At 69.4% G+C, this 12,674-nt stretch carries 14 protein-coding genes, 1 tRNA gene and 1 riboswitch; of the genes, 4 read left to right on the top strand and 11 right to left on the bottom strand.

The features are described 5' to 3' along the window. Window positions 1–134 precede the first annotated feature (134 nt). The 5 genes from OG214_RS21090 to OG214_RS21070 form a co-directional block, all read right to left on the bottom strand. Window positions 135–1,166, bottom strand: a complete 1,032-nt coding sequence (locus tag OG214_RS21090; protein ID WP_365906192.1) for a M23 family metallopeptidase — start codon at window positions 1,164–1,166, stop codon at window positions 135–137. 11 nt (window positions 1,167–1,177) lie between these two features. Beyond that, window positions 1,178–1,332, bottom strand: a riboswitch (cyclic di-AMP (ydaO/yuaA leader). A gap of 317 nt (window positions 1,333–1,649) precedes the next feature. Next, on the bottom strand, window positions 1,650–2,795 hold the full coding sequence (locus OG214_RS21085) for a PP2C family protein-serine/threonine phosphatase (RefSeq protein WP_363079741.1): 1,146 nt from the start codon (window positions 2,793–2,795) through the stop codon (window positions 1,650–1,652). Between the two features lie 339 nt (window positions 2,796–3,134). Then, window positions 3,135–3,881 (bottom strand): MerR family transcriptional regulator, encoded by a 747-nt coding sequence (locus tag OG214_RS21080; RefSeq protein WP_363079714.1) that lies wholly within the window; start codon window positions 3,879–3,881, stop codon window positions 3,135–3,137. Window positions 3,882–4,104: 223 nt separating this feature from the next. Continuing rightward, a tRNA-Met gene (locus OG214_RS21075) sits at window positions 4,105–4,178 on the bottom strand. 183 nt (window positions 4,179–4,361) lie between these two features. Beyond that, window positions 4,362–4,553 carry a hypothetical protein gene (locus OG214_RS21070; protein ID WP_363079715.1) on the bottom strand — a complete coding sequence of 64 codons (192 nt, stop codon included), beginning with the start codon at window positions 4,551–4,553 and terminating at the stop codon, window positions 4,362–4,364. 170 nt (window positions 4,554–4,723) lie between these two features. Here OG214_RS21070 and OG214_RS21065 point away from each other — a divergent pair, with 170 nt between their 5' ends. Further along, entirely contained in the window at window positions 4,724–5,377 is a 654-nt protein-coding gene (locus OG214_RS21065) for an HAD family hydrolase (RefSeq protein ID WP_363079716.1), read from the top strand. 204 nt (window positions 5,378–5,581) lie between these two features. Here the strand turns inward: OG214_RS21065 and OG214_RS21060 are convergent, their stop codons facing one another. The 5 genes from OG214_RS21060 to OG214_RS21040 form a co-directional block, all read right to left on the bottom strand. Then, a complete protein-coding gene (locus tag OG214_RS21060; RefSeq protein ID WP_363079717.1) occupies window positions 5,582–5,794 on the bottom strand; it encodes a hypothetical protein in 213 nt (70 codons plus the stop codon). Window positions 5,795–5,878: 84 nt separating this feature from the next. After that, on the bottom strand, window positions 5,879–7,174 hold the full coding sequence (locus OG214_RS21055; protein ID WP_405987564.1) for an APC family permease: 1,296 nt from the start codon (window positions 7,172–7,174) through the stop codon (window positions 5,879–5,881). Between the two features lie 107 nt (window positions 7,175–7,281). Beyond that, a complete protein-coding gene (locus tag OG214_RS21050) occupies window positions 7,282–7,827 on the bottom strand; it encodes a hypothetical protein (protein ID WP_405985613.1) in 546 nt (181 codons plus the stop codon). Window positions 7,828–8,201: 374 nt separating this feature from the next. Next, entirely contained in the window at window positions 8,202–8,369 is a 168-nt protein-coding gene (locus OG214_RS21045) for a hypothetical protein (protein WP_365906195.1), read from the bottom strand. A 168-nt stretch (window positions 8,370–8,537) separates the two neighbouring features. Then, on the bottom strand, window positions 8,538–8,765 hold the full coding sequence (locus tag OG214_RS21040; protein WP_363079720.1) for a hypothetical protein: 228 nt from the start codon (window positions 8,763–8,765) through the stop codon (window positions 8,538–8,540). A gap of 153 nt (window positions 8,766–8,918) precedes the next feature. Here OG214_RS21040 and OG214_RS21035 point away from each other — a divergent pair, with 153 nt between their 5' ends. The 3 genes from OG214_RS21035 (at window position 8,919) to OG214_RS21025 (ending at window position 11,285) form a co-directional block, all read left to right on the top strand. Further along, window positions 8,919–9,440, top strand: coding sequence for a hypothetical protein (locus OG214_RS21035; protein WP_405985612.1), 522 nt, complete (start codon window positions 8,919–8,921; stop codon window positions 9,438–9,440). A gap of 54 nt (window positions 9,441–9,494) precedes the next feature. After that, window positions 9,495–9,743, top strand: a complete 249-nt coding sequence (locus tag OG214_RS21030; RefSeq protein WP_405985611.1) for a hypothetical protein — start codon at window positions 9,495–9,497, stop codon at window positions 9,741–9,743. Between the two features lie 135 nt (window positions 9,744–9,878). Next, on the top strand, window positions 9,879–11,285 hold the full coding sequence (locus OG214_RS21025) for an FG-GAP-like repeat-containing protein (protein ID WP_405985610.1): 1,407 nt from the start codon (window positions 9,879–9,881) through the stop codon (window positions 11,283–11,285). A gap of 820 nt (window positions 11,286–12,105) precedes the next feature. Here OG214_RS21025 and OG214_RS21020 read toward each other — a convergent pair. Next, entirely contained in the window at window positions 12,106–12,654 is a 549-nt protein-coding gene (locus tag OG214_RS21020) for a class IV adenylate cyclase (protein WP_405985609.1), read from the bottom strand. Between the last annotated feature and the right edge of the window lie 20 nt (window positions 12,655–12,674).

Raw genomic sequence — 12,674 nt, 5'->3', positions numbered from 1 at the left:
CAGTCACGCCACGGTGGTCGAATCGGGGACAGAGCCCCGGGCCCGGGTCAGGCCGTGGTCAGGGAGTCAGACCCGGGTCATGGGGTCAGACCCTGGGCAGGAAGCCAGGCCCGGATCATGGGGTCAACCCCGGGTCAGGGAGTCAGACCCTTGCTGCTCAGCCAGCTCATGGGGTCGATACCGGAGCCGCCCGCGGTGTGCACCTCAAGGTGCAGATGCGGCCCCGTCACATTGCCGGTCGCGCCGACCCGGCCGATGGTCTCGCCGGTGGTGACCTTCTGCCCGGCGGTGACGGTCATCGAGGACTGGTGGCAGTACCAGATCTCCGTACCGTCATCCAGCTCCAGGATGGTGCGGTAGCCGTACGAGCCCGACCAGCCGGCGGAGGTGACCGTGCCGCTGTGCACGGCCTTGACCGGGGTGCCCGTCGGGGCGGCGAAGTCCAGACCGGTGTGGTAGCCGGAGGACCACATGGAGCCGGACTCACCGTAGGTGGAGGTAATGGTGTACGAGGAGGTGGGAAGGGCGAAGCTGGCCGCCAGTTTCGCGAGGCGCTCCGCCTCCGCCTTGGCCTTGGCCTCCGCCTCGGCCTTCTTCTTGGCCTCTTCGATCTTCTTCTCGGCCTCGGTCTGCTGCTTCTTGGCCAGTGCCGCGGCCTGCTCGGCCGCCACGCGCTCCGCGGCCGCCTTCTCCGTCGCGTCGGCCTCGTTCTGCTGCTGCTCCGCCTGCTGGAGGATCCGGGCCCGCAGGGCCTCGCCCGCGTCCGTGGCGCCCTGCTCCGCGTCCGCGGCGGTCATACCGGCGGTGGTGAGCGGGGCGCTGGCCAGCAGGTCCGGCTCGGCCTCGTCCGCCGCCAGCGATCCCATGCCCGGGAGCGACCCGGCGTCGGGAAGATTGTCGGTGATGGCGTCGGGCAGGGATATGGAGACCGCGGGCTTGTCCTGCGCGGTGGCCATGCCGCCCGCGCCGACGGCGGCTATGACACCGACGCCGAGGACGGTGGAGCTACGGGCGAAGCCGTTGCGCTGCTTGCCGACACGATGCCTGCCGCGTACCGGGCGTACGGACTCCTCGGTCGGGTTCCACTCGCCCCATGCCCGTTCCGGCTCGCTGCCGAAGGAGGTGGTTTCGAAGGGGGCGGTGGGGGCAGGCTGATTGGACGCCACTGAGGCGCACTCCTTTCCTTCCTTCTCGCCTACCGGGTTAGCTGACGGGTTCGGAGCAGGAAGGTCTCCTACGGTCGCCCTGCGCCGCACGAGGCAGCGAAGAACTTCCGATTCACCCCAATTGGTGGTTCCCCGGTTCCCTTGCGGGATTCGGCGCATGAGCACGGTGCCGACTCTTACGACGGCTGGGACGACCGCGCTGCGTTATCGAACGTTAATAGAGACCAGGCCCTTATTCCAAGCCGTTCCCGGTGATCATTAACAACTTCGCATCGGACACACCAGGGCACATGCATACGCAATCGGGCGAGCTGACTTCCTTTCAGTACGCCCCACTTACCTGACGGTATGTCAAATGTTATGCGGAGGGATACCTGTCGATCACACACGGTGGTGACGGCGGACTCGGCGTCAGCGAACGGCGTCAGCGAACGGCGTCCGGCAACCGTCAGGGAACCCAGGCAACTGCTCCAGGGAACTGCTTCAGGGAACGAGGGGTATCGTCCTGCGCCGCTCCGGCTGCCCCTCCGTGGGGCGGTTCACCGCCAGCAGCGCCATGTCGTCCTGGCTCCCGCCGCCGGTGTGCAGCCGGACGTCGTCGATCAGCGCCTGGAGCAGTTCGTCGGGCCCCTGGAAGATCCGTCCGTCGAGCCGGTCGCTCGGCACATAGAAGACCCCGTGGGCGTCACGCGCCTCGGAGAGTCCGTCCGTGTAGAAGAGCAGCGTCGAGCCGGCCGGGTAGAAGGCCTGCTGGGCACGGTCCGGCCATGCGGCCAGTTCGCTCATCCCGAGGGGCAGCGCGGGGTCGCGCGTCTCCAGCATCCGTACCGCGCCGTCCTCGCACATCAGCAGCGGATCGGGATGGCCCCGGTTGACCAGCCGCACCACGCTCCCGTCGTGCGGGATCTCGGCGAGCACCGCCGTGGTGAACCCCTCGAAGGCGTCGAGCCCGCCCCGTCTGCTCCCGTCGCGGGTGAGCGCGCGCTCCAGCCGCTGCGCCACGCCCTCCAGCGATCTTTCCTGCTCGGCGGCCTCCCGGAAGGACCCGATGACGACGGCCACCGCCTCGACCGCCTCCAGCCCTTTCCCCCGTACGTCCCCCACCACCAGTCGTACCCCGTACGGCGTGTCCTGTACGGCGAACAGATCGCCGCCGATGAACGCGCCCTCCTGGGCCGCCTCGTACCGCGCGGCGATACGCAGCCCCCCGATCCGCTCGGCGGGTCTTGGCAGTACCGCCCGTTGAGCGGTCTCGGCGATGATCCGGGCCGAGGCGAGCCGCTGCCCGCTGCGGCGCAGTACCCCGCCGATGTAGAGCGCGAGAAGAGACACGATCACCACCGTCAGCAACTCACTGAGCGACTCCAGCGTGTTGAGCGAGTTGGCGTAGAGGTGCATCGACAGTTCGGCGCAGACCGCCGCGACGCTGATCAGCAGCGTGCCGATCAGCGGGTAGAACGGCGCCGCGACCAGGGGTGAGGCCGCGTACAGGGGGGCGGCGGTGACCCGCGTCGGGGTCGAGAGATCGAGGACTACCCCGACGCCGATCACCAGGACGGGGAGAAAGCGCACCAGCCGGCGGCTGGTACGGATACGGCTTTCCGGCATCGGTGACCCGTCGGCGGACATCGGACCGGTCAGATCGTCGGCCCGCGCGCCTCTGCCACTCAGGGTCTCCCTGAGCTTGCTCAGCTTCCCCACCAGTGGTCACCTGCCCGGTTCCGCCTAGGGCTGCGGACGGTACCGCGCCCCACCCAGGCTGGCCGCTGCCGTCCTCGGCGGCGACTCGCCGTCGGCCGAGTGGGCTATGGAGGAGGTCGGATCGCGACCGGCTCCTCAGCAGGTCAGACGGCCGGACGGCCGGACGGCCCGGTCGTTCGGTCATATGGCCGGTCGGTCGCCACGTCGGTCGCCGGGCCGGTGCCCGGTCGCCGCCGAGTCTGCCGACCGGCCGGCCGTACCGACCGGTCAGCCAGTCAGGTGGTGCTCGGCGTACACCTTCATGGCGTCCCGTACGAGCACTGCTGTCCCTTCACCGTACTTGTCATAGGCCGCTGTGAAGCGTGCATCGTCCACATACATTCGCGTCACGCCGATGACATAGGACTTCGTGGGTTCCGCCGTCACCGACAGCCAGTCGCAATGACGGCGGGCGACGGCCTGGGCCTCGTCGCTGTCGGCGGCGAGCCCCGACTCCCTCGCCCGTGCCCAGTCGCGGGCGATGGCCTCGTGCCGGTCCTGGAACCCCTGGCGTTCCTCCTCGCTGAGCGCGCGCCACCAGCGGTCGCCCTTCCGATACGCCTCCCGGCCCCATCGCTCGGTCACCTCCCGCTCGTACCGTGTGTGATCGAAGCCGTCGAGCACTTCCCCGGCCATGAGTTCCTCTCCCGTCCCGGTCTTGTGGAGAGTGGTCCGCACCGACGCGATCAGCCGCTCGACGCGCTCGCGCTCCTGCTCCAGCAGTCTGAGATGCGTGCGCAGGGCGACGGCCGTGTCCTGCCGGCCGTCGAGGACCCGGGCGATCTCCGACAGGCCGAGTCCCAGCTCCCGCAGCAGCAGAATCCGCTGGAGCCGGACCAGGGCGTCCTGGTCGTAGTAGCGGTAGCCGTTGCCGCCGGTGCGGCTGGGCATCAGCAGCCCCAGTTCGCCGTAGTGCCTGAGCGTGCGGCTCGTGGTCCCGGCCATCTTCGCGATCTCCTGGATCGACCACTCCATGACTTCGACGGTAGAACTTGACGCGGCGTAAAGGTCAAGCGCGAAGACGGGTGCGGTCCCGAAGACGGGTGCGGTCCTGGGGGCACGGACACACAGGCACGCGGGCACACAGACACGCGGAAACACGGGCACATGGGCACACAGGCACACGGACAGACAGGCACACAGCGAAGGCCCGGATCCACTTGGAATCCGGGCCTTCGGCTGTTGCCACTCTTTTCAGTAGCGGGGACAGGATTTGAACCTGCGACCTCTGGGTTATGAGCCCAGCGAGCTACCGAGCTGCTCCACCCCGCGTCGGTAAACACAACCTTACGCCATTCAGAGCAAGATCATTACCACTGGCCACGGGGGCACCACGGGGACCCGCCAGGCCGTGCCACGGCTCCCGTCATGGCCTCCGTCACGGCTCCCGTCATGGCCTCCGTCATGGCTCCCGTCACAGAGCCGTCGACGACAGAGCCGTCAACGCACCCTGGACTAGGCCGCCGTGACGACATCGGCCCGTACCGCCGCGGCCCACTCCACCAGAAGCCGCTGGTAACGCTCCTGCTCGGCGGAGGAGAGCGCGCTGCCGGCCCGTACCCACAGGGCGCGGATCTCCGCGTTGACCACGGCGGCGGACCGGACGGAATCGCACGCGGACGGGGAGTCCGACGCGGCACCGGACACGGCACTCGCTATCGAACCGGACAAAGGAGCCGAAGAAGCGGAAGAAGCGGAAGAAGAAGCTGACGGGGAAGCGGAGTGAGAGGAGTGAGCGGACGAGGAAGCGAACATAGGAGACAGGCTACGGCCAGCCACTGACAATCGGCGGAGCGTGTCCCCCTACGCTTGGACCGGTGATCGAAACCATCGTGTTCGACGTCGGCGAGACCCTCGTGCGCGACGACCGCTACTGGGCCTCATGGGCCGACTGGCTGGGTATTCCCCGGCACACCATCTCCGCACTGGTGGGCGCCGCCACCGTCCAGAACAAGGACAACGCCGACGCCCTCCATCTGATCAAGCCCGGTATGGACATCGGCGAGGCCAACCGGGCCAGGGAGGCGGCCGGGCGCGGCGAGCATCTCGACGAGTCCGACCTCTACCCCGACGTACGGCCCGCCCTGGCCGGTCTCCGGGCCCTCGGTATCCGTGTCGTGCTCGCGGGCAACCAGACCGTCAAGGCCGGTGATCTGCTGCGCCGCCTCGATCTGCCCGCCGATCTGGTGGCCACCTCCGCAGAGTGGGGCGTGGCCAAACCGGCCCCGGAGTTCTTCGGCCATGTCATCGAGGCGGCGCGGGCTGCGCCCGACAGAACGCTGTACGTGGGCGACCATCCGGCGTACGACCTGTTCCCCGCCCAGCGGGCCGGCCTGCGCACCGCCCATCTGCGGCGCGGTCCATGGGGCTATCTGTGGGCGGACGATCCGGAGGTGGTGGAGGCGGCGGACTGGCGGATCGACAGCCTGACGCAGCTCACGTCGATCGCGGCGACGGTCCCACCGGACTGAGCGAGCGGGGCGCGGGCGCCGACGGGGGGCTCGGGCGGAGGCTCGGCGGGGGCGCGGGCGCCCAGCCGGGGGGCGGACGCCTGCGGGCGCCCAGCCGGGGGGGGACGCCGGCGGGGGCTCGGCGCCAGCGGGGCTCCGGGGCGCGGAGGATGATCACCTCATACGACGCTGTACCTCGGCTGTACCCCCTACGACAGCTGTACCTCATACGACGCTGTATTCGTGCGCGGGACCGCCCTGCCACTCCACCCACTCCGGGTCGTCGAGCAGTTCCCAGGCATCGGGCAGACCGGCCAGCCGCAGGAATTCGACGAGATGGGTGTCGGAGTGGGCGAGCCCCATGATCCGCCCACGGACCGTGACCCGCCGCCCGCCTGTCCCCGACGCCCGGTGGACGACGATCGGTGCATCACTCATAGGGCCAAGAGTGCGACCTTCCCGCCCGCCGCGCAGCCGCTGGGAAGCTACGTTCTGATCACACCCGTCGCACCGTTCCGATCATCACGCTCCCGCCGCCCTGGGCCCGCCGGACCGGGGCTTGCCGGACCGGGGCCCGCCGGACCGGGACTTGCCGGACTGGGGCCCGCCGGGCCGCGCGCGCCTGCGGACCGCGTACACGGCGGCGCCGGCCGCGAGTACGGCGGCGCCCGACACGACCGAGGACAGGGGCAGGGCGAAGGCGAGGAGCAGACAGCCGACGAGTCCGAGTACGGGCACGGCGCGCGGTGGGCGCTTCTCGGTGCGGGTGAGGGTGAGGGCGGCGGCGTTGGCGACGGCGTAGTAGACGAGAACCCCGAACGACGAGAAGCCGATCGCACCGCGCACATCCACGGTGGCGGCGGCGAGGGCGACGACCGCTCCGACGGCGAGTTCGGCGCGCTGCGGCACCTTGAAGCGCGGGTGCACGGCGGCCAGAACATGCGGCAGGTGCCGGTCGCGGGCCATCGCCAGGGTCGTACGCGAGACGCCGAGGATGAGCGCGAGCAACGAGCCGACGGCGGCGACGGCCGCACCCACCCGTACCACCGGCGCCAGACCGGGAACGCCCGCCGCGCGTACCGCCTCCGCGAGCGGGGCCGTTGCGTCGGCCAGCCTGCCGGGGCTCAGGACGGAGAGGACGGCGAGCGCGACACCGGCGTACACGACCAGGGTGATGCCGAGGGCGAGGGGGATCGCGCGCGGGATCGTACGGGCGGGGTCGCGGACCTCCTCACCGAGCGTGGCGATACGCGCGTACCCGGCGAACGCGAAGAACAGCAGCCCGGCCGCCTGCAACACCCCGCCGAAGGTGACGGCCGTGGCGAGGGCGGAGGGACTACCGGTACTCCCGGTACTCCCGGTCAGGCAGGCGACGACCACGGCGGCGAGCACGGCCAGTACGACGGCGACGACGGCTCTCGTGAGCCAGGCGGACTTCTGCACCCCGACACAGTTCACGGCGGTCAGCGCCACCACGGCGGCGACCGCCACCGCGTGCGCCTGCCCCGGCCAGGCGTAGGCGCCCACGGTCAGCGCCATCGCCGCGCAGGAGGCGGTCTTCCCGATCACGAAGGCCCATCCGGCGAGATACCCCCAGAAGGGACCGAGCCGCTCACGGCCGTAGACGTACGTTCCACCGGAGGCCGGGTAGAGGGCGGCCAGCCGGGCGGAGGAGGTCGCGTTGCAGTACGCCACGGCGGCGGCGATCGCCAGCCCTGCCATCAGCCCGGAACCGGCCGCCGCGGTGGCCGGGGCGAGCGCGGCGAAGATGCCCGCGCCGATCATGGCTCCCAGACCGATGGTCACGGCGTCGAACAGCCCGAGCCGCCGGACGAGTTCCCCCGTACCGAACGTGCCCGAGGCACCGGACGAGCCTGACGGGCCTGATCTCCCCGACGGTCCCGACGCCCCTGTGCTCGATCGGTTCACGACGGGCGCGGGGTGGCGACATAGAGATACGGCGCGGACACCCCGGCACTGTGATGGGCGGCGGCGGCCAGCGCGGTCTCGAGCCGGGCACGCGGCTTCATGGCCAGCGTGGCGGTCGCGTGCAGAGCGCCGAGGGCCAGTTCGTCACCGCATCCGACGGCCGCGTAGCCGTCGGCCGACTCGGCCACCTGATAGTCGCTGTCTATGGCGAACAACCGCCCCCGCACCCCCACCAGAAAGGTCCCGGCCTGCTCCTGCTCGGACTCCTTCCGCGCCCAGCCGCCGTCCTTGAGGCAGGTCCGCAGGGCGTTGACGAATGTCGTGACCATGAACCGATCCAGATCTCCCTTGGGCCGCGGCACCTTGAAGGCGTGCTGGAGCAACTGTCCCATCCGGAAACTGGTGGTGAAGCCCATGGCGTAAGGACCGTTGGTGAACACCTTGGGATCGCGGCGGACGGTGAGCTGGTATCCGGCGACCCCGGCGGAGTCACCCCCCAGATAGACACGCTTCTTGTGGACCAGTCCGACTATCACCGTCACGTAGGCCTCCGAGATCTCAGCGGATCGCAGGTGCGAGGGGCACCGTCCGCCGATGGTCCCGCAGCCCTCCACCCCCACGGAAGAAGCCCCTGGGCAGCCGTTCGGCTGTCGATGAGAGCCGGGCAGACGGCCGGCCCCCGCCCGACGGGGTGCCCGAGACCCGAGACGGGAGGCCCGACGCCCGAGGCCCTCCGCTCGAGGCCCCTCCCAACCTCCCCCTCCCACCCTCCGCCCCTCTATCCCCCTGCCCCCTGCCCTCTACCTCCGGGAACGACAAGACCCCTCCACCCGGCTCCTGGCGGGCCGGGCAGAGGGGCACTCTGTCTGTCGGGTCCAGACTTTCGGTCGTGTCCAGACTTCGGATCCAGACTTTGTCAGTCGTCGAGCAGCACAGTCTGCTCCAGAAGATCCTCGATCGAGTCATCGATCGACCCGATGCTCACCAGGGGCGAGTCCCCCTCGTGTTCGGCGGCAGTCGCGGCCCCGGCGGATCCGAGGATTCCGGCGAGGACCAGACCCGAGACCGCCACAGCTCTGCACATACGCATATTTTCTCTCCCACGCTGTTGAGTACCTGGGGAACGCGCGCCCACGACCGGGCACGCGCCGCTCTGTCTCCCGTCGAACGGAGCCCGACGGGCCGACCGGACACCGGACGCGCTCACGGCGTCGCCGGCGTACCCACCGGCCTGATCGCGCCCCGCCGTCCGCTACACCACCACGATGGAACCGGCGAACCGTCCGCCTTCACACCTGGCGACGGGACCGAGGGGGAAAACGACCGTGCCGCCACCGGCATTGCACTGGTACGCCAGCACAAGATCTCCGGGACCGGCAGCCGCCGGCGAGGGAACAGCCGCCGTGGCGGTCCCTGCGAGACCGACGACCACGGACAGCCCCAGGCCGACCGTGGCCAGGGATGCGAGAGTTCGACGCATAGGGGACTCCTTGTTCGACGCGCCACGGAGATACCGCGACACGGAACGAATTCCACCTTCCGCCTCGAACAACTTCGAAAAGTATGATTCTTACTTCTATCGGGTAAGCGCCATTTGCCGCCGTCATCGGCGGCCTCCGAACCGGACGCTCGCGTGAGCGCGCTGGAGCGGAGTTATCGGTATGTGGGACCGGCCGATGTGAAAGCCGCGGTCCGGCCTGGCAGCGACGGTTTCCGGATCCGCTCGGCAGCGGACTTCGACGGCTGGATCGCGCAGCGACCGGCGGCGGAGCTGGCCGAACCGTTCACCTTCGTGGTCGACACGGACGGCGTACTGCGGCTGGCGCCGCGGCGAAGCGAGCATGTGGCGTGCGCGGGCGGAGGATCGGTCCTGAGCGCCGGCGAGATTGGCTTCGTCCGCGAGGCAGGTCGATGGGTGGTGGGCGAGGTCAGCAACCACTCGACCGGGTATTGCCCGGACGTCACCTCGTGGTCGGCGGTCGCCCAGGCTCTGGATCGCGCAGAGCTCGGGCGGCCGTCCGGCTTCACCCACGGGGTGGTGTTCCGGGCCTGTCCGGGCTGTCAGGAGCGCAACATCGTGCGCGAAGACGACTTCGTCTGCGTCTTCTGCGGCAGCGATCTGCCCGAAGCATGGAACATGAGCCACACTGAATGAGAGCTCCGGGGCACCCCCTACGGCCGGGCGCCCGCGCCACCGGAGAATGAGCCCATGAGCATCTGGTCCAGCGTCAGCGGAGACGATGTCCCCGCCCTCAACGGTGCCGACGAGACGGCGAACTACCGGGCCGAGGGCGAACCGACGATCGCGATCGACGTGGCCACCACCGGTCATCACGATCACATCCGGCTCGCCCTGTACGACGGCTGCCCCGACGTCACCGCACTTTTGTCGCCCGATGCGGCACGTACCCTGCGGAACCAGCTCACCGAGGCGCTCGGCGAGAAGATCGTTTCGTAAGCGACGACCTCGTAGCGACGACCGCCACAGGAACCTCAAATGTTCACCGAACCCCCTACAACCGCAGCCATTTTCCGAGGGTCTCCTAGTCGCGGCACCGGATTCCCGGGGTCCGCCCCGACCGTTGGAGACACTTTGCGCAAGCGCACCCTCCTGCTGACCGCCAGCCTCCTCGCCTCCGGTCTCACCCCGCTGGTGCTGGCCGCGCCGGCGACCGCGGCCACCGCGAAGTTCGCGGACGACTTCAACGGGGACGGCCACCGCGACCTCGTCTTGGGCGACAGCACCGCCACGGTGGGCGGCAAGAAACAGGCGGGCGCCGTCGTGGTCGTCTGGGGCACTGCCCACGGTCCCGCGCCCGCCAAGCGCTCGGTGATCACGCAGAACACCCCGTACATAGCGGGCACCGCGGAGACGAACGACTCCTTCGGCACGAAGGTCACCGCGGCCGACATGAACAAGGACGGTTACGGCGACGTCGTCGTCACCGCCCCGGGCGAGGACGACGGCGCCTACCACGGCACCTTCACCATCCTGTGGGGCTCCAAGGCGGGCCTGACCAACGGGACGTCATTCAAGAGCACGGGCTGCAAGGACTGCGGCTTCGCCAAGGACATCGCCGTCGGCGACTTCACCGCCGACGGCAAGGAGGACGTCGTCGCGATCACCGACGACGACGTCTACGTCGTACGCGGTCCGTTCACCAAGACCGGCTCGCGAGGGACGGCCACCAACCTCGACCCCATCCACGGCGAGGACATCGCGCCGGAACTCGTGGTCTCCGGCAAGGTCACCAAGGACGGCACCGCCGACTTCGCGGTCCTCGGCTGGGACGCGGACACCCGGACCAACCGCGTCTGGTTCTACCGCGGCCGTTCCGGCGGTCCGGCCACGCCGCCGCGGAAGATCGGCCTGCCGCGATCGAGCGACATAGCCCACCCGAGCGCCACGATCGCCGACTTCAACAAGGACGGCTACGGCGATCTCGCGGTCGGGATCCCCCGCTCGGGCAAGGGCGGCGCCGTACACATCCTCAAGGGCACCTCGGCCGGCCCGAGCACCACGGTCACCTCGATCAGCCAGGCCACCACCGGTGTCCCGGGCACGCCGGAATCGGTCGACTACTTCGGGTACGACGTGTCGGCAGCGGACACGAACGGCGACGGCTACCCGGACCTCGCGGCGGGCGTCCCCGGCCAGGTGCTCGGCAAGAGTCTCTTCCGGGGCGGCGCGGTCACCCTCCTGCGCGGCGGCAAGGGCGGCCTCACAGGCAAGAACTCCCGCCAGTACGACGTCCGCACACCCGGCGTCGAGGGCGATCCCTCCGAAGCGAACGACTCCTGGCTGGGATCGTCGGTCCTGCTGCGCGACTTCAACCACGACGGACGCGCCGAACTGATCGCCACGGCCAACGAGAAGGGCCGCCTCCACCTCCTCCCGAGCACGTCGTCCGCCCCCACGGGCACCGGCTCCACCCTGCTCACCACCCAGTCCCTGGGCCTGGGCACCCGCCCGTACTTCGGCGCGGCCCTGACGGACTGACTCCGACAACGCCGCAAGCGCGCGTCCCAGCCATCACAAGCAAGCCCGAAACCAACTGGGCGCCCTACCCGGTCAGGACCCAGGAGGGCACTCAGTAGCAGGTCAGAGAAGTACGCCGTGTGGCACTCGAACCCACAACCAACTGATCAAAAGACCCGTTTGAGCCGTGCCGGGCAGCTCTGCGTGATCGTCCGCCATCCAGAACTACCTGGTCGGAGCACCCCGCACTGCCACGGGAGCCACCCCAAAACGCCCCGTGCCACCCCATCCGCTCACGCATCGCTCACGCAAGCTACCGTTCTGACCAGGCGCGCTTAACTCCTCCGACGCCTCGAAAGCCTTCCTGACCGGGCCGGGCCGACTGGCTGGCGCGACCAGGTAGAGACTCGGTTGGACCCCGACTGCGGGGGAGCACCATCCCACCTCGCCAGCGCGTTTTCCCAGTGATGGGGACGTCGCCACATGGCTCTGACACCATGTAGCTATGCGGACGAGCGTGGGTCAAGCAACGGCAAAGCCCCTCTAACGCCGCAGCTCAGGAAGCGTGGTCCCCGCGCAGGCGGGGGTGTTCCGTCCATGAGCCGGCCGGTTGGCGGTGCGTCCATGTGGCCCCCGCGCAGGCGGGGGTGTTCCGGGGAGCCGTCCTCGTATGAGTTCACCGTCACCGTGGTCCCCGCGCAGGCGGGGGTGTTCCGCCATAGCCCTCACGGCCGACCTGTAGGAACGCGTGGGCCCCGCGCAGGCCCGGGGGGTGTTCCTCATGTGGACATGCGGGCGGGCCGTCGCCCTCGCTGGGCGCGGCCCACCTGCTGCGCATCAGCTACTCCGCGAAGAGCAGCGTTGTCTCGGCGAGGATGTCCCGGTTCAGTTCGCTCTTGTAGATGAGGTCGATGCTGCCGTAGCGGGCCTGTTCGTAGTCGAAGCCGAGTGCGGCTACTGCCTTGCGGACCGCTTCTTCCGAGGGGCCTTCGATTTCGATGAAGGTGGGGAGGTCGGGCCAGGTGTCGAGGTCGTAGGTGATGTTGCCGAGCTGCCATTCCTCGCGGTAGTTCTGCTGGTACCGGACCTGGCGGAGTCCGAGGGCGGTGAGGAGTTCGGCTGTCTTGTCGAGGTCGTCGACTTCGATCTCGATCTCGGTGGTGCCGTTGATGGTGGTGGCGTCGCTGACCTGCTTCAGGGTGAGGGTCTTCTTGCCTCCCTCGTCCCTCAGCCGCAGCCACTGTTCGCCCTGGACCGCGTCGTTCTCGAAGATGAAGCGGGTGAACAGGGTCTTGTCGAAGGCTTGTTGTGCCCCGGCAGCGCGGAGTTGGTCGCGTACCGCATCGACGTCGATGCTGAGGAATTTCGCCTCGTACTCGTGCTGGGCCATCGCTGTCTGTGCTCCTGTTG

This window comes from Streptomyces sp. NBC_00872 (genome assembly GCF_045161915.1).
GTDB lineage: Bacteria > Actinomycetota > Actinomycetes > Streptomycetales > Streptomycetaceae > Streptomyces.
Note: the sequence above shows the minus strand (reverse complement) of the source record. Positions and strands in the feature narration are given on the sequence as shown.

Bases quoted from the DNA above. Each gene is read 5' to 3' on its own strand.
- OG214_RS21085 (WP_363079741.1), bottom strand. From the start codon at position 2,795: ATGTCCGCCGACGGGTCACCGATGCCGGAAAGCCGTATCCGTACCAGC.
- OG214_RS21080 (WP_363079714.1), bottom strand. From the start codon at position 3,881: ATGGAGTGGTCGATCCAGGAGATCGCGAAGATGGCCGGGACCACGAGC.
- OG214_RS21060 (WP_363079717.1), bottom strand. From the start codon at position 5,794: ATGAGTGATGCACCGATCGTCGTCCACCGGGCGTCGGGGACAGGCGGG.
- OG214_RS21045 (WP_365906195.1), bottom strand. From the start codon at position 8,369: ATGTGCAGAGCTGTGGCGGTCTCGGGTCTGGTCCTCGCCGGAATCCTC.
- OG214_RS21040 (WP_363079720.1), bottom strand. From the start codon at position 8,765: ATGCGTCGAACTCTCGCATCCCTGGCCACGGTCGGCCTGGGGCTGTCC.
- OG214_RS21030 (WP_405985611.1), top strand. From the start codon at position 9,495: ATGAGCATCTGGTCCAGCGTCAGCGGAGACGATGTCCCCGCCCTCAAC.
- OG214_RS21020 (WP_405985609.1), bottom strand. From the start codon at position 12,654: ATGGCCCAGCACGAGTACGAGGCGAAATTCCTCAGCATCGACGTCGAT.